This is a genomic window from Bradyrhizobium sp. BRP22 (assembly GCF_020194175.1).
In the GTDB taxonomy this organism is placed as follows: Bacteria; Pseudomonadota; Alphaproteobacteria; order Rhizobiales; family Xanthobacteraceae; genus Bradyrhizobium.
In genome coordinates this window covers 255559-277603 of the sequence record NZ_JADYVX010000001.1, presented here as the reverse complement: position 1 = coordinate 277603, position 22045 = coordinate 255559, and the positions used below count along the sequence as shown (strand labels likewise).

Annotated in this window: 21 protein-coding genes; 6 read left to right on the top strand and 15 right to left on the bottom strand. The window is 64.9% G+C overall.

Annotation, left to right across the window (positions count from 1 at the left end):
* Positions 1–17: 17 nt before the first annotated feature.
* Together I6F35_RS01185 and I6F35_RS01180 are read left to right on the top strand one after the other, a co-directional pair.
* Positions 18–1490, top strand: a complete 1473-nt coding sequence (locus tag I6F35_RS01185; RefSeq protein WP_225115802.1) for an amidase — start codon at positions 18–20, stop codon at positions 1488–1490.
* Positions 1491–1630: 140 nt separating this feature from the next.
* Positions 1631–1984: a nuclear transport factor 2 family protein gene (locus I6F35_RS01180; protein WP_225115801.1), complete on the top strand. Its 354-nt coding sequence runs from the start codon at positions 1631–1633 to the stop codon at positions 1982–1984.
* Between the two features lie 91 nt (positions 1985–2075).
* On the opposite strand, the gene I6F35_RS01175 is transcribed toward I6F35_RS01180, so the two are convergent.
* Positions 2076–3164 carry a Zn-dependent alcohol dehydrogenase gene (locus tag I6F35_RS01175; protein ID WP_225115800.1) on the bottom strand — a complete coding sequence of 363 codons (1089 nt, stop codon included), beginning with the start codon at positions 3162–3164 and terminating at the stop codon, positions 2076–2078.
* A gap of 63 nt (positions 3165–3227) precedes the next feature.
* Positions 3228–5009, bottom strand: coding sequence for an acyl-CoA dehydrogenase family protein (locus tag I6F35_RS01170; protein WP_225115799.1), 1782 nt, complete (start codon positions 5007–5009; stop codon positions 3228–3230).
* 151 nt (positions 5010–5160) lie between these two features.
* Between I6F35_RS01170 and I6F35_RS01165 the strand changes: the two genes are divergently transcribed.
* Positions 5161–5862: an SDR family NAD(P)-dependent oxidoreductase gene (locus I6F35_RS01165; protein ID WP_225115798.1), complete on the top strand. Its 702-nt coding sequence runs from the start codon at positions 5161–5163 to the stop codon at positions 5860–5862.
* A gap of 202 nt (positions 5863–6064) precedes the next feature.
* Here the strand turns inward: I6F35_RS01165 and I6F35_RS01160 are convergent, their stop codons facing one another.
* Together I6F35_RS01160 and I6F35_RS01155 are read right to left on the bottom strand one after the other, a co-directional pair.
* Positions 6065–6685, bottom strand: a complete 621-nt coding sequence (locus tag I6F35_RS01160) for a GNAT family N-acetyltransferase (RefSeq protein WP_225115797.1) — start codon at positions 6683–6685, stop codon at positions 6065–6067.
* Between the two features lie 66 nt (positions 6686–6751).
* Positions 6752–6967, bottom strand: coding sequence for a DUF1127 domain-containing protein (locus I6F35_RS01155; RefSeq protein WP_225115796.1), 216 nt, complete (start codon positions 6965–6967; stop codon positions 6752–6754).
* A gap of 118 nt (positions 6968–7085) precedes the next feature.
* Here I6F35_RS01155 and I6F35_RS01150 point away from each other — a divergent pair, with 118 nt between their 5' ends.
* Both I6F35_RS01150 and I6F35_RS01145 read left to right on the top strand, forming a co-directional pair.
* Complete coding sequence (locus I6F35_RS01150) at positions 7086–7985, top strand: transcriptional regulator GcvA (protein WP_225115795.1); 900 nt, start codon at positions 7086–7088, stop codon at positions 7983–7985.
* Positions 7986–8120: 135 nt separating this feature from the next.
* Entirely contained in the window at positions 8121–9431 is a 1311-nt protein-coding gene (locus I6F35_RS01145) for an MFS transporter (RefSeq protein ID WP_225115794.1), read from the top strand.
* A gap of 133 nt (positions 9432–9564) precedes the next feature.
* Here the strand turns inward: I6F35_RS01145 and I6F35_RS01140 are convergent, their stop codons facing one another.
* The 3 genes from I6F35_RS01140 to I6F35_RS01130 form a co-directional block, all read right to left on the bottom strand.
* Complete coding sequence (locus I6F35_RS01140) at positions 9565–9978, bottom strand: Rieske 2Fe-2S domain-containing protein (RefSeq protein WP_225115793.1); 414 nt, start codon at positions 9976–9978, stop codon at positions 9565–9567.
* A complete protein-coding gene (locus I6F35_RS01135; protein ID WP_225115792.1) occupies positions 9978–11087 on the bottom strand; it encodes an amidohydrolase family protein in 1110 nt (369 codons plus the stop codon). The genes I6F35_RS01140 and I6F35_RS01135 overlap by 1 nt, the downstream gene beginning before the upstream one ends.
* A gap of 61 nt (positions 11088–11148) precedes the next feature.
* The gene (locus I6F35_RS01130; RefSeq protein ID WP_225115791.1) at positions 11149–12222 is read right to left on the bottom strand and encodes an amidohydrolase family protein; all 1074 of its coding nucleotides are present in this window, start codon (positions 12220–12222) and stop codon (positions 11149–11151) included.
* 160 nt (positions 12223–12382) lie between these two features.
* Between I6F35_RS01130 and I6F35_RS01125 the strand changes: the two genes are divergently transcribed.
* Positions 12383–12865 (top strand): CinA family protein, encoded by a 483-nt coding sequence (locus I6F35_RS01125; RefSeq protein ID WP_225115790.1) that lies wholly within the window; start codon positions 12383–12385, stop codon positions 12863–12865.
* Positions 12866–13049: 184 nt separating this feature from the next.
* Here I6F35_RS01125 and I6F35_RS01120 read toward each other — a convergent pair whose 3' ends face one another.
* From I6F35_RS01120 to I6F35_RS01085, 8 genes are all read right to left on the bottom strand, one after another.
* Complete coding sequence (locus I6F35_RS01120) at positions 13050–14357, bottom strand: HlyD family type I secretion periplasmic adaptor subunit (protein ID WP_225115789.1); 1308 nt, start codon at positions 14355–14357, stop codon at positions 13050–13052.
* A complete protein-coding gene (locus tag I6F35_RS01115; RefSeq protein ID WP_225115788.1) occupies positions 14354–16099 on the bottom strand; it encodes a type I secretion system permease/ATPase in 1746 nt (581 codons plus the stop codon). The genes I6F35_RS01120 and I6F35_RS01115 overlap by 4 nt, the downstream gene beginning before the upstream one ends.
* A gap of 319 nt (positions 16100–16418) precedes the next feature.
* On the bottom strand, positions 16419–17396 hold the full coding sequence (locus I6F35_RS01110) for an ABC transporter ATP-binding protein (RefSeq protein WP_225115787.1): 978 nt from the start codon (positions 17394–17396) through the stop codon (positions 16419–16421).
* Entirely contained in the window at positions 17393–18805 is a 1413-nt protein-coding gene (locus tag I6F35_RS01105) for an amidase (protein ID WP_225115786.1), read from the bottom strand. Before I6F35_RS01105 ends, I6F35_RS01110 begins: the two co-directional genes overlap by 4 nt.
* Positions 18802–18999: a hypothetical protein gene (locus I6F35_RS01100; RefSeq protein WP_225115785.1), complete on the bottom strand. Its 198-nt coding sequence runs from the start codon at positions 18997–18999 to the stop codon at positions 18802–18804. The genes I6F35_RS01105 and I6F35_RS01100 overlap by 4 nt, the downstream gene beginning before the upstream one ends.
* Positions 18996–20063, bottom strand: a complete 1068-nt coding sequence (locus I6F35_RS01095; RefSeq protein WP_225115784.1) for an ABC transporter ATP-binding protein — start codon at positions 20061–20063, stop codon at positions 18996–18998. Before I6F35_RS01095 ends, I6F35_RS01100 begins: the two co-directional genes overlap by 4 nt.
* A 3-nt stretch (positions 20064–20066) precedes the next feature.
* Complete coding sequence (locus tag I6F35_RS01090) at positions 20067–20954, bottom strand: ABC transporter permease (protein ID WP_225115783.1); 888 nt, start codon at positions 20952–20954, stop codon at positions 20067–20069.
* Between the two features lie 122 nt (positions 20955–21076).
* Positions 21077–22030 (bottom strand): ABC transporter permease, encoded by a 954-nt coding sequence (locus tag I6F35_RS01085; RefSeq protein ID WP_225115782.1) that lies wholly within the window; start codon positions 22028–22030, stop codon positions 21077–21079.
* Positions 22031–22045: the final 15 nt, after the last annotated feature.

Genomic DNA, 22045 nt, shown 5'->3' with positions numbered 1-22045 from the left:
CACATCGGGAGTCTGCCTTGGCCAAATCGCAATGGAGTTTCAAGACCGCGGTCGAGATATCGGCGGCACTCGCCGCAAAGCAGGTGTCCGCGGTCGAGCTGGCGCAGGATGCGATCGGCCGGATCGAGCGTCACGATGCGAAGATCAATGCAGTCTGCGTGCGCGATTTCGACCGCGCGCTGGCAGCGGCGCGAACCGCCGACGAAGCCCGCGCCCGTGGCGAACAAAAGCCGCTGCTCGGCATGCCCATGACTGTGAAGGAATCCTACAACATCGCCGGCCTGCCGACGACCTGGGGCATTCCCGAGCAGAAGAACTTCACGCCGACCGAGGATGCACTCTCGGTGGCGCGGGTCAAGGATGCCGGCGCAGTGATTCTCGGCAAGACCAACGTGCCGCTCGTCCTCGGCGACTGGCAGAGCTACAACGAGATCTACGGCACCACCAACAATCCTTACGATCTCGGCCGCACACCGGGCGGCTCGTCCGGCGGATCATCGGCCGCGCTCGCCGCCGGCTACGGCCCGCTCTCGCTCGGCTCGGATATCGGCGGCTCGCTGCGCGTGCCCGCATTCCATTGCGGCATCTACGCGCACAAGCCGACCTACGCGCTGGCGCCGTCGCGCGGCCACGTGCCGCCGCCCCTGCCCTCGCTGCCGTTCAACCGCGATCTGTCGGTGATCGGCCCGATGGCGCGCGGCGCGGCCGATCTGGCGTTGCTGCTCGATACGATCACGGGTCCCGATCCGCTCGAGGACGGCAAAGCCTACCGGCTCGAGCTGCCGGCGCCTCGCCATACGCGCCTGCAGGACTTTCGTGTGCTGGTGATCGATACCGATCCGGTGATGCCGACGGACTCTGTCGTACGTGGCTCGATCGAAAAGCTCGCCGCCAACCTCGCCAGGGCGGGCGTCAAGGTCGAACGCCAAAGCAAGCTGTTGCCGGACTTCGCCGCATCGAGCCGGCTCTACATGCGGATACTGATGTCGTTCCTCGCCGCTTCCTTCGCGCCCGACTTCTATGAGGGAGCCAAGCAAGCCGCGGCGGCGCTGCCGGACAGCGACACCAGCCTTGCTGCGGAACGGCTGCGCGGCATCGCGCTCAGCCATCGCGACTGGGTGATGGCCGACAACGGCCGCACCCGGCTGCGCGCGCAATGGCGCGAACTGTTCAAGACCTTCGACGCCGTGATCTGTCCGGTGATGCCGACGCCGGCCTATCCGCACGACCACTCGCCCGAACAGGAGAAGCGCCGCATCACGGTCGATGGCAAGGAGTATGTCTATCCCGACCAGCTCGCCTGGCCCGGCATCGCGACGCTGCCCGGCTTGCCGTCAACCGCGATCCCGACCGGCCTCGCGCCGGACGGACTGCCGGTCGGCGTGCAGATCGTCGGGCCCTGGCTGGAGGATCGCACGCCGCTCAAGCTGGCCGAACTGATCGAGCGAGAATTCGGCGGCTTCGTGCCGCCGAAGATGTTTGATGACTGATAATGAAGACGGCGGGTACCGTCTTCGCCGTCATTGCGAGGAGCGAAGCGACGAAGCAATCCATGCATCCGCGAGCATGGAGAGATGGATTGCTTCGCTTCGCTCGCAATGACGGGTGGCGAACATGGGAGGAAACACAAATGCCCAACGACATCGACGAGCTCACCGCGCTCAATCGCGACTATGTCGCCTCGGTGCAGAATTCCGACGTCAGGCGCTTCGATGAAATCCTGGCGGCGGAGTTCTATTGCTCAAATCCCGACAAGTCGCTGGTCGACCGCGCCGCCTTCCTTGAGCAGACCGCAAAGCCCGTGGCGATCAAGAACCTGCAGGCGCATGATGTGAAGATCCGCATCTTGGGCGATTTCGCCATCATCCACGCGGCAACCAGCTACACCACGCCGGACGGGCAGCAGGCGCACGGGCGATACACCGATTGCTGGGCAAGGCAGAACGGAAAATGGCTCGCGGTGTCAGCGCATGTGACGCGGTGAAAGGGGTTTCGTTATTCCGGACGATCTAACCGCGAAGTCACCTCCGCAAGCGGGAGAGGGAGCGTACCTTTCGTATTGTGACCGAGCGAAATCAGCTATCGAACACCACCACGCTGCGCAGCGTCTTGCCGGCTTTCATGTTGGCGAAGCCGTCATTGATCTCGGATAGTTTCAATTTCGCCGAGATCCAGTCCTCCAGGTGCAATTTGCCGCGCATGTAGAACTCGACCAGCCGCGGCATGTCGACACGGAAATGATTGGAGCCCATCGACGAGCCCTGGATCCGGCGCTCCCTGAGGAAATCAAAGCCGTGCAGCTCGATCTTCTGGCCGAACGGGATCATGCCGACAATGGTCGCGGTGCCGCCGGGGGCCAGCATGCCGAAGGCCTGCTCGGCGGTCTCCTTGCGGCCCAGCACCTCGAACGAGTGATGCACGCCGCCACCGGTGAGTTCACGCACCTGCTGCACCACGTCGCCATTCCTGGGATCGATGATGTCGGTGGCGCCGAGCTTGGTCGCAAGTTGCAGTTTCGCAGGATTGGTGTCGATGGCGATGATGCGGCCGGCGCCGGCGATCTCGGCGCCGTTGATCGCGGCCATGCCGACGCCGCCGCAGCCGATCACCGCCACCGTCTCGCCGGCCTGCACCTTCGCTGTGTTCACGACAGCGCCATAGCCCGTGATGACGCCGCAGCCGATCAGGGCGGCGAGTTCGAGCGGCATGTCCTTGCGGATCTTCACGATCGCATTCTCGTGCACCAGCATCTGCTCGGCAAAGGACGAGAGATTGAGGAACTGGTTCAATTTCTCCGGCCTGTTCCAGGACAACCGGTTGGACGCGCCCGGCAGCATCTTCACGGTGGTGTCAGTGCACAGCACGGTGCGGCCCGTGGTGCAATTGTCGCAGGTGCCGCAGAACACCGAAAGGCAGGTCACAACATGATCGCCGGGCTTCACATAGTTCACATCGGAGCCGACCTTCTCCACCACGCCAGCGGATTCGTGGCCGAGCACCGCAGGCAGCGGATGCGGATAGAGTCCTTCCATGAAGTGCAGGTCGGAATGACAGAGGCCGGCGACGGAGGTGCGGATCAGCACTTCGCGCGGGCCGGGATTTGGCAGGCTGACGTCCTCGATCACGAGCGGCTTGTTGACTTCGTACAGGACGGCGGCCTTCATCGGTGTTTCCCCTCTGTTGTTTATCGTTGCGTTCACCGCTCCCGAAGAGGGTGAAGCACGAGCCTACGCTGCGAGAAGCAGTTCGCCAACCTCGGCTATCCCGACGGCACGGTCGCCGAGCAGGCGATCGGTGATGGCGCGGGCCACGGTATTTTCCGTCAGCCGGAACGGATCGTGGGCGGCGACGCGATGGTCGATCACCAGCCGCGACAGCAAGAGCCGCCGCGCATCGCCGCGCATCTCATGGATGCGCCCGCCTTCCCAGGCGAGCGTCACCGCGCTTGCGACGTGGTAAAGCAGGCTGGTGGCGCGCCGTGCTTCGGCTTCATTATCCATCCGGCCGGCGACTTCGCGCGCAAAGCCGACGGCGCGGTCGGTCAGTTCATGCAGGCGGCTGCGCCAGGCCTGCGGTACATTGGCGCTGTCGTCGAGCCGTGCATGCAGGTCCGCCGCGAGTGCCGCGTCGGCGCCATGGCGGCCAACGGCGCGTTTCAAGGCATCGATCGCGACGATGTTGCCGGTGCCTTCCCAGATCGAACCGAGATGTGCATCGCGCAGCAGCCGCGCGGTCACGAATTCCTCGATGTAGCCGATGCCGCCGCGCATCTCCATGGCATCGCCGCAGACCTTTCGCGCATCGCGGGTGGCACGGAATTTCAAAGTCGGCGTCAGGATGCGCAGGAACGCCGCCGCGTCCTGGCTGCCGGCTTCAGCGCGGTCGAGCGCATCGGCGGTCAAGAAACTCATCGACAGCGCCTGCTCGGTCGCGAGCATGATCTTCATCAATTGCCGCCGCGCCAGCGGCAGGTCGATGATGCGGCTGCCGAACACGACGCGGCCCTTCGCCACCGTCATCGCATCATGATACGCGCGTCGCATCAGCGCAGTCGACTTGACGCCGTTGGAGAGCCGCGACGAGTTCACCATCTCGGCCATCTGCACGAAGCCGCGATCAAGCTTGCCGATCGCGTATGCGATCGCGCCTTCGAGCTTGATCTCGCCCGAAGCCATCGAGCGGGTGCCGAGCTTGTCCTTCAATCGCACGATCCGATAGTGATTTTGCGAACCGTCATCGAGGAAGCGCGGCATCAGGAACAGGCCGACGCCGCGCGTCCCAGGGCCCGCGCCCTCCGGCCGCGCCAGCAGCATCACGACCTTGGCGTCCGCATTCGAGCAGAACCATTTCTCGCCGTAGAGTCTCCAGTGGTCGCCGTCCTGCACCGCAGTCGTGGTCAGCGTGCCGACGTCGGAGCCGCCCTCCTTCTCGGTCATGAACTGGCCGCCTTGTGTCAGCTTCTCCATGTCGGTCTGGGTCAGGCCGTCGAGATATTTCGCCTTCAGCGCCTCGCTGCCGAAATTCGCCAGCAGCTTCGCGCAGCCGTCGGTGACGTTGATCGGGCAGCCCATGCCGAATTCGGTCTGGTTGAACAGGAAAGTGAAGGCATGCTTGGCGACGACGGGATATTTGTCCGGCCAGCCCAGAATGCCCTTGCGGATCGACATCGCGTGGATGCCGAACTCGCCGAAAGCGGCCTTCTCCAGTTCGCGATACGCCGGATGATATTCGACCCATTGCACGTCACGGCCGAACTTGTCGCGCTGGTGCAGCACCGGCACATGGCGGTCGGCCAGCCGCGCGCATTCGTCGAGGGTGCCGCCTGCGAGCGCCCCCAGCCGATCGAGATGCGGCTCGATATGGCGAAACAGCGCATCGGGCAGATGCAGCCGCAGCAGATCCTGAAGCGCCGGATCGGCTTGGTAGAAATTCATGCCCGACGTATCCGGCGCGAGCAGGCCCGGCTGGTTGGCGATATCGGCGTGGGAAGCGTGTTTCAGCGGCTGCATTGAAATCTCTGGTTCGTTTCCTCATCTGTTGGATGAGACTATCGCACATCGAATGCCGGGATGTCGCCCCATACGGTTGCGGCGGGAGAGTCAATTTCGCCGCAGCCTTCTTGCCACAGCAAAATCTTCTCCGGCAGCTCAAGGAAAGCTCATGGAAACCCCAAAATACAAGATCGCCCTGATCGTCGGTGTCGGTGAAGGCCTGAGCGCTTCGCTGGCGCGGCTATTTTCGCGCGAAGGAATTCGCGTGGCGCTGGCCGCACGCCAAATCGAAAAGCTCGGCGCGCTCTGCAGCGAGACCGGCGCGCGCGCCTTTGCCTGCAACGCAACCGACGCGGATGAGGTCGAACGTCTGTTCGGCCTGGTCGAGCGCGAGATCGGAACGCCCGACCTCGTGGTCTATAACGCCAGCGCGCGGGCACGCGGCCCGCTGGTCGACCTCGTGCCGGCCGATGTCGCCAACGCGATCGCAGTCTCAGCCTTCGGCGGCTTCCTGGTGGCGCAGCAGGCCGCGCGGCGCATGCTGCCGAACAAGCACGGCGCGATCCTGTTCACGGGCGCTTCGGCCAGCGTCAAGGGGTATGCGCAGTCATCGTCGTTTGCGATGGGCAAGTTTGCGCTGCGCGGCCTCGCGCAGAGCATGGCGCGCGAACTATCGCCACAGGGAATCCATATCGCGCATTTCGTCATCGACGGCGGCATCCGCAGCAAGACGCGCCCTGATCCCGAAGACCATCCGGATTCGCTGCTCGATCCGGACGCGATTGCGCTCAGCTATTGGAACGTGCTGCAGCAGCCGCGCAGCGCCTGGACGTGGGAAGTGGAGCTGCGCCCCTGGGTGGAGAAGTTCTAGAGCGTTTTCGAGCGAAGTGGATACCGGTTCGCGTGAAGAAAACGCGTCAAAACAAGAATCTAGAGCTTCGGTTCTGATTCAATCAGAACCGAAAATGCTCTAGCGCGCGCCGTCGTCCCGGGCTTGACCCGGGACGACGGTGGGACGGATCGAAGACAAAGAAAAAAGCCCGGTTCTGGGGCAACCAGAACCGGGCCAGTGATCAAACCGCAAGCGAGGAGAAAGCGGCCTTGCGGGCGGCGGCGAGCCGCCAGCTGGCACATGGGATATCTTGCGGTCCGATGTCGATGTGTTTCGCAAAGCGCACCAGCTTCCAGTCGCCGGGGCTGTTGGTGACGGCGTAGCCGGCCTTCTTCGCCAGCGCGATCATGGCATCGTTCGAACGCAGCGTGTCACCGAACAAATGCTCGGCGCCAAGCGCGGCGGCGCGACATTCGAGATTCTTCAGGAGCGCACGGCCGATGCCCTGGCCCTGCCAGCGGTCATCGATCGAGATGCCGAACTCGATGCTCGCATCCTCGGCATGGAAGGCATAGCGCGCTTCGCCGACGATGACCTCAAAGCCGTTGACCATCGCGGTGGCGACGACGCTGAACTGCTCGTGCTCGCCGACATGGATGAAATGTTCCAGCACGTCCTTGGGCAGTTCGCGCATCGCGCCGAGGAAACGATTGTAGCGGGAGCGGGTCGAGAGCGAGCGGAAATAGTTCTGCAGCTCCTCCGCATCGCTCGGCTCGACGAAGCGCACGGTGATCGTCTCACCGGTGCGCGAACGCAGCACGTCGGAATATTGCTTGAGATCGTCGAGACGCAGACTGCTCATGACACGCTCTCCGGAAAGAATTGGCCGGCGCCCCCGTGGGAGGGCAGCGCCAGCGTTGGCGTCACCTCATGCCCGCCAGAAGGGTTTTTCGGCCTCGTAAGCGATGTCGCTCCAGGACTTGCCGATGTCGTGGAGGTCGCGCTCGGACCATTGCGCCAACTCGCGGCGCGCCTCATACCGCTGGCGCCAGACGTGAAGCGTCTCGGTCAACTGGGGCAGCACCTGCGCGAACAGGCCCTGTCCATGATGATTTATCATCGATTCATGGGTGCAAGTGGACATGCGCAGCTCCTATGGCTAATCTACTGCACGGAATATCAGCGCTGATGCCGCTTTGCACAAACGACACTTTGTACCGTTTCACATGAGATAAAATCATGTGCTGGGAGAAACGGGGGAGATGACCGCCAGGCTGCCTTCGCTGAACGGTTTGCGGGCCTTCGAGGCCGCGGCGCGGCACCTGAGCTTCACCCAGGCCGCCGCCGAGCTGAACGTGACGCAGACTGCGATCAGCCATCAGATCAAGCGGCTGGAGCAGGAGCTCGGTGTCAGATTGTTCGTGCGGCAGAACCGGGCGCTGACGCTGACGCCGAAGGCCGCGGAATATCTCCCGGGCGTCCGCGCCGCCTTCAACGATTTGAAGCTGGCTACCGACCGGCTGCTGCGGCGCGAGGACGACCACGTGCTGACGGTGTCGACGCTGGCCTCGCTGGCGGCGAAATGGCTGCTGCCACGGCTCTCCACGTTCCAGGAGGCGCATCCCGGCATCGACGTGCGCATCACCACCTCGACCAGCCTGGTCGATTTCCAGCGCGACAATGTCGATGCCGCGATCCGCTACGGTCGCGGCCAATGGCAGGGATTGCGCGCCGATTGGCTGATGGCGGACGAGTTGTTTCCGGTCTGCAGCCCGTCTCTGCTCAAGGGCGAGAAGCCGCTGAAATGCCCTGAAGACCTTCGCGACCACGTGCTCCTGCATACCAGCAACATCAACAGCGACGACTGGCGCCTGTGGCTGACGGCGGCTGGGCTGCCGCCCGACCTCTCGAAACAGCCGGGCGTCACCTTCGACCTGATCTTCGTGACCATTCAGGCCGCGATCGACGGCATCGGCGTCGCCATGGGCAGGACATCGTACGTCCAGGACGACATCGCCAAGGGGCGGCTGGTGGTTCCCTTCAAGATCACGCTCCCCGCCGACGCCGGCTTCTACCTGGTCTCGCCACAGGCCAGGGCCGATGCGCCGAAGCTTGCGGCGTTCCGGCAGTGGGTGGTGTCCTCGGCCCAGGGCAAGGCCTGAGCCCCGACGAATCCTGAAGATTCAGGGTGGCCACCGCGTTTTGCGGGTTGGTCGCGCCAGCCGGCTGTGCCAAATTGCCGCAGAGCTGAACCCTGCGGCGAGGCGCCGCAGCACGACAACAGGGAGAGGACGCGCATGGCGCCGACGAACACGGCAGAGATACCGCAGATCAAATCGCGCATCGGCGCCATCTTGCGCGCGACCAGCGGCAATTTTCTCGAGCAGTTCGATTTCTTCCTGTTCGGCTTCTATGCCAGCGCAATCGGCAAAGCGTTCTTCCCTTCCGACAACGAGACCGCCTCGCTGCTCAACACCTTCGGCGTATTCTGGCTGGGCGCACTGATGCGCCCGGTCGGCGCCATCGTGCTGGGGGCCTATATCGATCGGATCGGACGCCGCAAGGGCTTGATCGTCACGCTGGCGATCATGGCGATGGGCACGGTGGTCATCGCGATCTGCCCGAGCTATTCGACCATCGGCATCGCTGCGCCCGTCATCGTGCTGCTCGGCCGGCTGCTGCAGGGCTTTTCCGCCGGCGTCGAGCTCGGCGGCGTCTCGGTGTATCTGTCGGAGATCGCAACTCCCGGCAACCGCGGCTTCTACACCTCGTTCCAGTCGGCGAGCCAGCAGGTCGCGATCTTCGTCGCCGCGATCGTCGGCTTTGTCCTGAGCGAGATGATCTCGCCGGCGACCGTGTCGGCCTGGGGCTGGCGCATCCCGTTCTTCATCGGCTGCCTGATCATCCCCTTCATCTTCGTGCTGCGGCGGACGCTCGAGGAGACGCCGGCGTTCCTCGCCATGAAGCGGCATCCGACCGCCTCCGAAGTGTTTGCTTCCGCGATCGCGAACTGGCGCATCGTGATCCTCGGCATGATGATCGCGATCCTGACCACGACCACATTCTACTTTGTCACCGTCTACACGCCGACCTTCGGCAAGAACGTGCTGAAACTGTCGACGCAGGACGCGCTGCTGGTCACGCTATTGGTGGCGGTGACCAACTTCATCTGGAATCCGGTCGGCGGCGCCGTCTCCGACCGCATCGGCCGCAAGCCGGTGCTGCTGACGATCGCAGGACTCGCCTTCATCACCGCCTATCCTGCGCTGCACTGGCTGGTGGCCGCGCCGAGCTTCGGCAAGATGCTGGCGGTCGAGATGATGTTCTCGTTCTATTTCGGCGTCTACAGCGGCACCATGCTCGGCTGCCTGGTCGAGATCGTGCCGGCGCATGTGCGCACCACCTGCTTCTCGCTGGCTTTCGCATTGGCGGCGGCACTGTTCGGCACGTTCACGCCGTTCGCCTCGACCTGGCTGATCGACCACACCGGCGACAAGGCCTCGCCGGGCTTCTGGCTGATGTTCGCGGCAACGCTCGGCATCATCGCGACCGTCACGGTCTATCGCGGCGGCCAAACGATCGAGGCGCGTGAAGCGGTCGCCGCGTGACACTGCCGGCCTCTGACCACCGTCGTCATTCCGGGCGATGCGCAGCAGCGAACCCCGAATCCATCGGGCGGCAAGTGCAAGCGGTGAAATGGCTTCCGGGCTCGCGCTGCGCGCGCCCCGGAATGACAGTGGATTACAAATCCACCACCACGTAGTCGCTTTCCACCGAGACCGCGATGGTCTCCGCAACATACGGGCCCTTCACCAGAGCCGTGCCCGGCTCGATATTGACCGGATAGGCCCGCGCGCGGAAGCGCTTCGGGTCGCAGTAGGACTGACCGGTGCGGATATCGAACTCCCAGCCGTGCCAGGGGCAGCGGATGATCTCGCCGAGCTTCGTGTATTCGATCTCGCCCGGATCGGACGATTGCGCGAGACCGATCAGCGGTCCCTCGCACAGCGAGGCGCCCTGATGCGGGCAGCGATTCAAGAGACCGAAGAATTCGCCTTTCACGTTGAAGACTGCGATGGGCCGGCCATCGATCTCCAGGAACTTCCTTGTGCCCGGCGGCAGTTCATTCACCGGGGCAACCACGTGCTTCGCCATCAAGAAAGTCCGTACAGCTTGCACGCATTGTCGAGATAGAACGCCTGCTTATTGACGTCGCTGACGCCGGCCGGCAGCACGCGCGAGGGTTCGTCATAGTCCCAATGCGGGTAGTCGGTCGCGAACAACAGTCTGTCCCAGCCGATCCATTCGATGGTCTGGAACAGATGCTCGCGGCTTTCCGGATCCTCCATCGGCTGCGTGGTCCACCAGATGTGGTCGCGGATATAATCCGATGGCTTGCGCTTCAGATGCGGCACCTCGGCATGCAGGCGCTCGAACACCTTATCGAGCCGCCAGGCCAGCGATGGCGCCCAGCCGAAGCCGGCTTCGACCATCACCATCTTCAGTTTCGGAAAGCGCTCGAACACGCCTTCCAGAACAAGACTCGCCAGCGCGGTCTGCTGGCACTGCGAGTGGCCGACCATCTCCTCGATGTAGAAGCTCGGCCAGCCCGAGGCGGTGATGGGATTGCCACCGAAGCCGAAGGCGTGCACGCCGACCGGAAGCCCGGCCTCCTCCGCCGCCTGATAGATCGGCCAATAGCGGCGCTGGCCGAGCGGCTCGACATTGCGGCTGAGCAGCAGCACCTGCACGAAGTTCGCATCACCGGCGCGCTTGCGGATTTCGGCGGCCGCCGCCTGTCCGTCCTCATTGGCGACGACAACCGAGCCTTTCAGGCGCGGGTCCTTGCTGGTCCATTTCTCGATCTGCCAGTCATTGATCGCCGAGCAAATCGCGGCCGCGAGATCCTGATTGCGGATGCCCTGCCCGGTATTGAGCGGATTGAGCACGCCGAGCGCGACGTTGTTCGGATCGAGATGCTGTTGCTGCATGAAGGAAAGCGACGAGCCCTGCGGTCCGCCTTCCGGCGGATAGGCGTCGCGGCGCGAGGCGTTCGGCTGCGCCTTGGGATAGGGTGGGCCGCCCATCATGCCCTGATAAGCGTGGACGCCGAAGGTTTCGAGATGCGCATGCCAACGCTTGGCGAGGAATGGATAGAGCTCGGCTGGGGTGGCGCGCGCCGGATGGATGTCGCAATCGGCGATCGCGGTCTTGATGCTGGCGGAAAGTGTCGCCTCCGGACGTTCACGAATCTGGACATTCATGGCGTCGTCTCCTCTCACTTGGGCATGATCTTGTCCGAAAACCGGACGCCACTTTTCTGGATCACGCCGTCGCAGGTAACTTCAGGCGGCCATAGGTCGCGAGCGGATTGTCGATCATGATCTTGCGGACCAGTTCGGGTGGAATCCCTTTCGGCAGCACCTCGTCGCCGTCGAATTGCCAGTGCGGGTAGTCGGTCGAGAATAGGAGCAATTCGTCCGACTGCATATGCTCGAACAATCGGTTCAGCGTCTCCGGCTCCGGCGGCGCATCGACCGGCTGCAGCGAGAAGCGGATGTTGCTGCGCACAATCTCGAGTGGCGCGCGATCGACCCACGGTGTTTCCATGCGGACGCCGCGCCAGAACTTGTGCAAGCGCCAGAGAAACGGCGGCAGCCAGGTGAAGCCGCTTTCGAGCATCACCATTTTGAGATTCGGATGGCGGGCAAACACGCCTTCGACGATCAGGCTGGTCAATTGCGTCTGGAACGCCTGGGCCTGCGCGACATAATCCTCGATGTGATAGGAACCCCAGCCGACCGAGGTCGGCGGATTGTGATAGGCGCTGCCGGCGTGCACGCCGATCGGCAGGCCCAGACGCTCCGCCGCGGCATAGATCGGCCAGTAGTGCCGTTTGCCGAGCGGCATGTCGCCCATCACGAGCATCAGCACCTGCACGAAGCGCGGATCCCTGGCACAGCGCTCGATCTCCTTCACGGATTTCTCGATGCTCTGCACCGGGATCACGATCGAGCCGCGCAGACGCTCGTCCTTGTCCAGCCACTCCCTGGCGAGCCAGTCGTTCAGCGCGCTGCAGAACGTATCAGCCATGTCCTCGCTGAACACCATCTGCACGCCATAGAGCGGATTGCAGATGCCGTAGGCGACCGCGAACTTGTCCAGCACCTGGCGCTGCATGTCGGCGAGACTGGAGCCCGGCTTGCCCTGCGCCGGCCGCCAATCCGGTCGCGCCGAGATCGGCGAATTGACCGGATAGGATTGCGACAGCAGATCCGTCATGCCGCGCGTCGTCACCTGGTCGCGCCAATAGTCGTTCATGTACGGCAACAGGCTGGTCAGATGAGGCACGGCGGGATGCAGGTCGCAATCCACGCCGTCGGCGATCGGCGACGTCATGACGTTTCCTCGTTTGAGCGCGTGCGCGCCGCGCCCATTGATTGATCGGCATTCAAGCAGGCCTGCCTTGAGCCCGCAACTCGGCAGAAGCCGAACTGGTGTGCTAGGAAGGCAGGACGCCCCAGAGAATTTTCATGGCAAACAACAAGAGAGGCGGCCGATGAACGAGTTGGTGTCGATTGCGGAAAACATTGCGGCCAGGCTGATCGAGCGGAAGCAGACCATCGCAGTGGCGGAATCCTCGACCGGCGGCCTGATCTCGGCCGCACTGCTCGCCGTGCCCGGCGCGTCCGCCTATTTCATCGGCGGCGGCGTGATCTACACCCGCGATGCGCGGCGCGTGCTGATGGACATTCCCAATGAGACGATGAAGGGCATCCGCTCCGCGTCGGAACCTTACGCCAAGCTGCTCGCAAGCCAGATCCGCGCGCGCCTTGCAACCGACTGGGGCCTGTCCGAAACCGGCGCCGCGGGCCCCACCGGGAACCGCTATGGCGACGCGGCGGGCCATAGCTGCATGGCGGTGGCGGGGCCTGTGGAAGCCGTGATCGCGCTCGAGACCGGCGGCAGCGACCGGCAAGCGAACATGCAGGCGTTCGCGAAGGCGGCGCTGAATTTGCTTTTGGAGAATTTATCGCGGTGATGAGGCGCGCGCGGGCTGAAGCCGTGGCCTCATGGTTCGAGACGCCGCTTCGCGGCTCCTCACCATGAGGGGCGGGGCCCATCCTGATGAAGAGCAGGCCGGTCCTGTCGTTCAGGCCTATCCCCTCATCCTGAGGAGCCGCGCAGCGGCGTCTCGAAGGATGAGGCCCCACTGCACAACAAGATCACTTCTCCCGGAACGAGCGCATGAACTGGTCGCTCAGGGGCTTCATCAGATAGGACATCATGGTGCGGTCGCCGGTCTGGACGAACGCCTCGACCGGCATGCCCGGAATGATCTTGACGTCGCCGAGCCGCTTGACCTCGTCCGGCGGCATCGAGACGCGGATGGTGTAGAAGCTCTGTCCGGTGCGCTGGTCGGCGGTGACGTCGGCCGACACGCGGGTGACGACGCCGCTGATCTCCGGCGTGGTGCGCTGGTTGAAGGCGGACAGGCGCAGCAGCGTCTTCTGGCCGATCTGCAGCTTGTCGATATCCTGCGGATTGACCTTGGCTTCCACCGAGAGATCGTCGGCCTGCGGCACGATCATCATGATGGCGTCGCCCGCCGTGATCACCCCGCCGACGGTATGCACCGTCGACTGCAGCACCATGCCGTCCTGCGGCGCGCGGATGTCGATGCGGCGAAGCTGGTCTTCGGCCGTCACCTTGCGCTCGACGAACTCGCCGATCTTGTCGTTGGTCTCGCGGAGATCCTTGGAGACCTCGGACAGCATGTCCTTGTCGACCTGGATGATCTGCAGCTCGGTCTCGGTGATCTTGCCCTTGGCCTGCGCGCGGGCGGCGATGTATTGCGCGCGCTCGCCGGCCAGCCGCGCAGCGTCGCGCTCGAGGGTGGTCAGCCGTGTGAGCTGCACCAGATGCTGGTCAAAGAGCTGACGGACGCCGACCAGCTCTTTCTGCACCAGCTCGATCTCCTTGTCCTTGGCGACCTCCTGCGCTCTGAGGCCGGCGATCTCCTCGTTGAGCTGGGTGACGCGCTCGCGCAATTGCGCCTTCTGGCCGGTGCGGCCGTTGACGCGGACCTCGAACAGCTTGGTTTCGCTCGCCAGGATGTCGCGGACGTCGGGATCGTCGGCCCGGTCGGTCAGGGCCTTCGGAAACGCGATCTTGTCGCGGCCCTGCTGCTCGGCCTCCAGACGCGCGGCGCGCGCGTTGAGCCCGTTGAGCGTCTTGACCACGATCGCAAGGCTCGCCTTCACGACCGTCTCATCCAGCCGCACCACGATATCGCCGGTCTTGACGAGGTCGCCATCGCGCACGCGTACCTCGCCGACCACGCCGCCGGTCGGGTGCTGCACCTTCTTGACGTTGGAATCGACCACCACCGACCCCGGCGCAATCAGGGCGCCCGAGATCGGCACGGTGGAGGCCCAGCCGCCGAAGCCGCCGGCCACCACCAGCACCACCACAAGACCGATGATCAGATGCAGCCGGATCGAGCGCTGCGCCCCGCGCCATTCCTCGCTCATGATTTGGCTCCCGCCTCGGAGACGATCTTGACCGGCGGCGTCGGGGCGACGCGCGGCTGCAGCACCTGCGCCAGCACGGTTTCCTTCGGCCCAAAGGTCTGCATGCGGCCATCCTTCAGCACCAGGATGTGGTCGACGCCCTCGATCCCGATCGGCCGGTGCGCCACCACGACGACGATCGCGCCGCGCTGGCGCACCGAGCGCACCGCTCGCGTCAGCGCCTCGTCGCCCTCGCTGTCGAGATTGGAGTTCGGCTCGTCCAGCACGATCAGGAACGGATTGCCATAGAGCGCGCGCGCCAGCGCGATCCGCTGCGCCTGGCCGGCCGACAGCGCTGTGCCCTGCTCGCCGACCTGGGTGTCGTAACCCTCGCGCATCTTGATGATCGTGTCGTGCACGCCGGCCTCTTTGGCGGCGGCGATGATATCGTCCGACTTCGCTTCCGCATCGAAACGGGAGATATTCTGCGCCACAGAGCCCGCAAACAGTTCGACGTCCTGCGGCAGATAGCCAATGTGGCGGCCGAGCACGTCAGGCGACCATTGGTCGAGCGCGGCACCGTCGAGCCGCACCTTGCCGCGGAACGGCATCCAGACGCCGACCAGCGCGCGCACCAGCGACGATTTGCCTGAACCGCTGGGACCGATGATGCCGACGCCGCTGCCGGCTTCGAGCGCAAACGTCACCTCCTGCACGATCACCCGCTGCTCGCCGGGCGGCGCGAGCGCGACGGCCTCGACCGACAGCCGCCTGGTCGGCGCCTGCAGCAACGTCTGAGTTTCGGCCTGCGGCATCTGCTGCAAGAGCCGGTTGAGACGTTGCCAGCTCTGCCGCGCCGCGACAAATCCTTTCCAGTGCGCGATCGCGAGATCGACCGGCGCCAGCGCGCGGGCGCTCAGGATCGAACCCGCGATGATGATGCCGCCGGTCGCCTCCTGGTGGATCACCAGATAGGCACCGACCGCGAGCACCGCGGACTGCAACATCATGCGCAGCACCTTGGCGACCGCGCCGAGCCCGCCGGCGACGTCGCTCGCGCGCTGGTTGCCCGCGAGATAATTCTCGTTGGCCTCGCTCCAGCGCCGCCTCAGTCGCCCGGACATCCCCATCGCCACCAGCACTTCGGCATTGCGGCGGCTAGCCGCTGCAAGATCATTTCGACGGGCGGCGAGCGTCATCGCCTCCTTGGCGGGGCTGCGCGACATGAATTCGGTGATCAGCGTCAGCACGATCAGGACGATCGCGCCGGCCAGTGCGGTGACGCCAAGCAGCCAGTGGAAGGCGAAGCAGATCGCCATATAGAGCGGCAGCCACGGCAGGTCGAAGAACGCGCCCGGCCCCTGGCTGCCGAGGAACGACCTGACATTGTCCAGATCGCGCAGCGGCTGCAGCCCCTCGGTGCGATTGCCCATCACGAGCGGCAGGCGCACGATGGTCTCGAACACGCGCGCATTGATCGCCTCGTCCAGCGAGGTCCCGATCCGCCCCAGGATCCGCCCGCGCAGGAGATCAAGCACGCCCTGCGCGATGTAAAGGCCGGCGGCGAGCACGACCAGGCCGACCAGGGTCGGCACGCTGCGGCTCGGCAGCACGCGGTCGTAGACCTCCAGCATGAAGATGGAGCCGGTCAGATAGAGAACGTTGATCACGCAGCTCATCAGGCCGACGCCGATGAACGCGGCCCGGCAGGCGCGCAGCGCATCGCCGAGTTCGGAACGCCGGACGCCGGGAGCGGCTGCCATCAATTCTGATCTCTGCAAAAAGGGTTACGTAATCAGTTCAGTTTTACCGTTGTTTGCGGCCAGCGTCCATTTGTGACGCCGCAACATTCATGAGGTTGCGTTAACCTCGTCGCCGTTCCGCACAGGCAACCGGCAAGTCCAGAAAGTTAACGACGGCGACCGCCCCGGCCGAACTTCGTAGCCCGGTGGAGCGCCAGCGTAACCTGGGGCCGTTAGACGCTGATGCAGGTGTCCCGGGTTACGCGTTCCGCTCCACCCGGGCTACGATACGGGAATCTGGCGAAGTTTTCCTGACGCCGAGGTGACGGCGCCGGCGGTGTTACGTGGCGGCAACAGCCGGCTCGGCCAGGACGCACCGGGCGATGCGGTCCGGCGCCACCTGCACGGCCGGCGGCAAGTGTTCGCTGCAGCGCGGCTGCGCCAGGCTGCAGCGCGGCGCGAAGGAGCAACTGGTCGGCGCACGATCCAGCGAGGGCGGCGTGCCCGGGATCGTCTCGAGCCGCTCGCCGCGCTTGGCGCCATGGATGGTCGAGGCCAGCAATCCCTTCGCGTAGGGGTGGACCGGGGCACGCACGATGCCACGGAGACTGCCCTGCTCGACGATCTGGCCGGCATACATGACCGCGACGCGGTCGCAGATTTCGATCGCGACGCCAATGTCGTGGGTCACGAAGATCACGGACATACCGAACTCGCGCTGCAACTCGCGCAGCAGCAGCAGGATCTGGATCTGGACCGTGGCATCGAGTGCCGTGGTCGGCTCGTCCGCGAGCAGGATTTTCGGCTTGCAGGCAAGCGCCAGCGCGATCATCGCGCGCTGGCGCATGCCGCCCGACATTTCGTGCGGATAGGAGTCGAGCCGGCGTTTGGCGGAGGGAATGCGCACCACCTCCAGCATCTCGAGCGCGCGCGCCATTGCGTCGCGCTCGCCCTTGCCCTCGTGGCGCATCACCGTTTCCGCGATCTGGCGGCCGATGGTGTAGACCGGGTCGAGCGCCAGCGCCGGCTCCTGGAAGATCATCGAGACGGTCTGTCCGCGAAAATTCGACAGCGCCTCGTCGTCCATCGCCAGCACGTCCTGTCCCAATACCTTGACGCTGCCCGAGATCAGCGTCCGCTTCTTCGGCAACAGCCGCATCAGCGCGCGCAGCGTGACGCTCTTGCCGGAACCGGATTCGCCGAGCAGGCCGAGCACCTCGCCCTCGCCGAGCGAGAGGCTCAGATCATTGACGGCGTGCACCGTGCGTTCGCCGGTGAAGCGGATGTTGAGATCTCGGACTTCGACAAGATTGGTCATGCGAGCTTCGGCACCTTCGCGTGGAAATCGGTGGCCCGCTGGAACCCCGCGCCGATGCGGAGCAGCGTGGCTTCCTCGAACGAGCGGCCGATCAATTGCATGCCGACCGGCAGCCCTGCGCGGGTGAACCCGGAGGGAACCACCAGCGACGGCACGCCGAGATAGTTGACCGGGCGGGTGAAGCGCGTCAGCCGCTGGATCACCGCTTCGGCGCCCGGGCCGTTGCCGACGTCGCTCTCGGCGATGGTCGGCGCAGGCACCGGCGCTGCCGGCGCGATCACCGCGTCCACGCCGCTGACCGCGGCATTGTAGGCGGCAAGCGCCGGACCGCGCCAGCGCATCGCCTCGAGATAGCTGACGGCGGGAACTGCGAGCCCGTTCTGCAGCCGCATCAAGACCTGCGGGCCGTAGTCCTGCGGACGCTCGATCATCCAACGCTTGTGGAAGGCGGCCGCCTCTGCGGCGAGCACGATCTGGGACGCCGAGCTGAGCTGCCGCTGGTCGGGCAGTTCGACCTTGACGATCTCGGCGCCCTCGCGCTTGAGGACGGCGATGGTCTCATCGAGAATGCGCGCCACCTCGGAATCGAGGTCGTCGACATAGAAGGCGGTGGGCACGCCGATCTTGAGACCTTTCAGCGAGCCTTTGGTGGCTTCCAGATAATCCGGCACCGGCAACGTCGAAGCGGTCGGGTCCTCGGGGTCCGCACCGGCCATCAAGCCGAGCAGCAGCGCGCAATCTCCGGCGGTCTGCGCCAGTGGTCCGACGGTGTCGAGCGATTGCGACAGCGGCATTGCGCCGGCCCGGCTGACGCGGCCGACGGTCGTCTTGAGCCCGGTGACGCCGCAGAAATGCGCGGGCATCCGGACCGAGCCGCCGGTATCCGATCCGAGCGCCGCAGAGGTCAAGCGTGCGGCCACCGCCGAGCCGGAGCCGGATGACGAGCCGCCGGTGATGTGATAGACATTCCAGGGGTTGCGGACCGGCCCATAATGCACGTTATGCCCGGTCGGGCCGTAGGCGAACTCGACCATCTGCAACGAGCCGAGCCGGATCGAGCCGGCATCCTTCAGCCGCTGCAGCGCGGTCGCGGTGGTCTTGGCAACGAAGTCGCGGCGGATCAGCGAGCCGCAGGTCACGACCTTGCCGGCCTCGTAATACATGTCCTTGTGCGCGAGCGGCACGCCGTGCAGGACGCCGCGGCTCCTGCCCTTCGCGAGTTCCGCATCGGCTTCATCAGCGGCGGCAAGCGCCTGCTCGGATTCGATTGCCATGAAGGCGTTGAGCTTGGGCTGCCACTCCGCGATGCGGTGCAGCAAGGCTCGCGTCACTTCGTGCGAGGAAACTTTCTTCTCGGCGATCGCTTGCGCAACCGCCGTCAGCGACATCAAGGCAAGTTCGCTGCTCATTTCGACACCTTCGCGGTCTGCGCCAGCAGGAAGCTCGCAGGCTCGAGATCGAACGGCAGCGTGCCGGCGACTGGCGCAAAGCCTGTGAAGGCCGGGCTGATCGAATTGGAAATGCGCGCGGCGATTTCGCCGTCGATGGGCACGCCTGCGACGTCGGCCATCGCCAGCGCTTCCTTTGGACTGGGTTTCGTCATGCCGCCTTTTCCTCCCTTGCCGGTGCGCGGCTGTGCCCCGAGCCTGGGATGGCCATGTAGCACGCCGCCTGATGACCCGTACTATCGAGCGTGGTCAGTTGTGGAGTGGCTTTTGCGCAGAGCGGCTCCGCAAACGGGCAGCGGGTGTGAAACCGGCAGCCCGGCGGCGGATCGATCGGGTTCGGCGGATCGCCCGAGATCGGCGGCACCTCGGTGCGCTTGTCCGGATCGGAGGACGGCATCGCCGCCAGCAGCGCGCGCGTATAGGGATGCGCAGGCTCGTCCCAGACCTTGTCGACCGGGCCGAGCTCGACGACTTCGCCGAGATACATCACCAGCACGCGGTCGGAGATGTAGCGGACGACGTTGAGGTCGTGGCTGATGAAGAGATAGGTCAGCCCGAATTCGCGCTTCAAGTCCGCGAGCAGGTTGAGCACCTGCGCCTCGACCGATTTGTCGAGCGCCGACACAGCCTCATCGAGGATCACGAGCCGCGGCGACAACGCCAGCGCACGCGCGATATTGACGCGCTGGCGCTGGCCGCCGGAGATCTCATGCGGATAGCGGTTGGCGAAGTTTTCCGGCCGCAGACCCACCTTGCCGAGCAGCTCGCGCGCCAGCGTGCGTGCGGCGCTATCTGCCATGCCGTGCACCTTCGGGCCGAAGGCGATGGATTCCTCGATGGTGAGGCGCGGATTGAGCGAGGCGTAGCTGTCCTGGAACACCATCTGCATGCCCCGGCGCAATTCGCGCAGCGACAACGCGCGGCCGACCTGCATGCCGTCATAGATGATGTCGCCTGTGTCGCGCTTCATCAGGTGCATCAGGAGCCGCGCGGTGGTCGACTTGCCGCAGCCGGACTCACCGACAATGCCGACGGTCTCGCCCTTGGCGATCGCGAAGGAGACGTTGTCGACTGCGCGCACGGTCTTGCGCTTGCCGAACAGCTCGCCGCGTACCGGGAAGTGCTTGGTCAGGCCCTTCACCTGAAGCAGCGGCTGCGCGGCGCCGCCGACGTCCTCGACGGGGGCAAGCATGTCAACGGGTTCAGTCATCTGGCTCATGCCTCAGTTCCTGATGTCCATGGCGCTACGCATGCCGTCGCTCAAAAGATTGAAGCAGATCGAAACGGCGAAGATCATCACGCCCGGCAGCGCCGCAACCCAGGGATTGACGTAGATCGCGGTGCGCAGCGTGTTGAGCATCAGCCCCCATTCCGGCTCCGGCGGCTTGGTGCCGAGACCGAGGAACGAAAGGCCGGCGGCGAGGATCATCGACACCGAGATCAGGCCGGTGGCGTAAACGAAGATCGGGCCGAGCACGTTGCCGAGCATGTGCACGCGCATGATAGTGAGCGGCCCCGCGCCGGAGGCGCGCGCGGCCTCGACGAAGTCCATGTTGCGCACGCCGGTCGTCACGCTTTCGGCGACGCGGGTGATCTGCGGCACGAACACGACCGTGAGCGACACGATGGAGTTGACGATGCCGGCGCCCAGCGCGCCGGAGATCGCGATCGCGAGCAGCACCGAGGGGAAGGCATAGAACACGTCGATGGTGCGCATGATCGCGGTATTGAGCTTGCCGCCGACATAACCTGCGACCAGCCCGAGCCCGGTGCCGATCACGAAGGCAAAGATGACAGGCAGGATGCCGATGATCAGCGACAGCCGCCCGCCATAGACGAGACGCGACAGCATATCGCGACCGAGCTCATCGGTGCCGAGCAGATACCCGGGCGTGCCGATATGGCGCAGGCGGCGGATCATCGAGCCCTGGTAGGGATCGGCGAGCCCGAGCCATGGCGCGAAGAGTGCCGAGGCAAAGATCAGGATCAGAATCAGCGCGCAGGCCATGCTGACCTTGTCACGCATGATGCGGCGGCCGACGGTTGCCCAATAGCCGCGCGCCTTCGTTGCGGGAGCGGCTTGCAGTGCGAGATCGGTGATCGTGCTCATTTCACCTCTCCCCACGGACAGTCTCGTCGCGGAGACGACACGCTCACCCCAACCCTCTCCCGCAAGCGGGACAGGGAGCGCAGTTCCGTCTTGGTTGCTACTCGATCCATTGTCATCACGCGCTAGCCTCGCTTGATCCGCGGATCGATCGCAGCCTGCGCGATGTCGACCAGGAGGTTGAGAGCCACGAAGAACAGCGCCAGCACCAGGATCGTGCCCTGCAGCAGCGGCAGATCGCGCTGGAAGATCGCGGAGTTCAACAGCAGCCCCGAGCCCGGCCAGGAGAACACGGTCTCGATCAGGATCGAGCCGCCGAGCATGTAGCCGAGCTGCAATCCCATCACCGCGAGCGCGGTGGGCGCTGCGTTCTTGACGACGTGGCGAAACACGTTGGTCTCGCGCAGGCCCTTGGCGCGCAACGCCTCGACGAAATCCTGCGACAGGATATCGCCGGTCAGGGCGCGCACGGTGCGGGTGACGATGCCCATCGGAATAACCGAGCTCGTGACCGCGGGCAGGATCAGATAGCGAAAGTGATCCCAGTCCCATGCCCACGCGCCGGAACCGCCGGGTCCGGCGCCGACCGCGGGCAGCCAGTTGAGCTGCACCGAGAAGATGATCACCAGCACCATGCCGAGCCAGTAATGCGGCACCGAGACGCCGGCGATCGCAAACGACGTCGCCAGCTTGTCGATCCAGCTGTCGCGGAAATAGCCGGCGATCAGCCCGAACAACAGCCCGAGCGTGAAGCCGATCATCGCGGCGAAGATCGCGAGCGTCACGGTGTTGCCGACGGCGCGCATCACCTCCGACAGCACGGGCCGGCCGGTCGCGATGGAATGGCCGAGATCGCCATGCACCGCGCGCCACAGCCACAGCCCGAACTGCACCGGCAACGGACGGTCGAAGCCGTAAGCCGTGCGCAATTGCTGCGCCAGCTCCTGCGAGGCGTCGGCCGGCAGCACCGCGACCAGGGGATCACCGGGCGTGATGTGCACGAGCAGGAAACACACCAGCGCGACGCTGATGACGATCGGGATCACATAGACGATACGTCTGGCGATATAGGAAAACACGAGTCACTCGCTTCT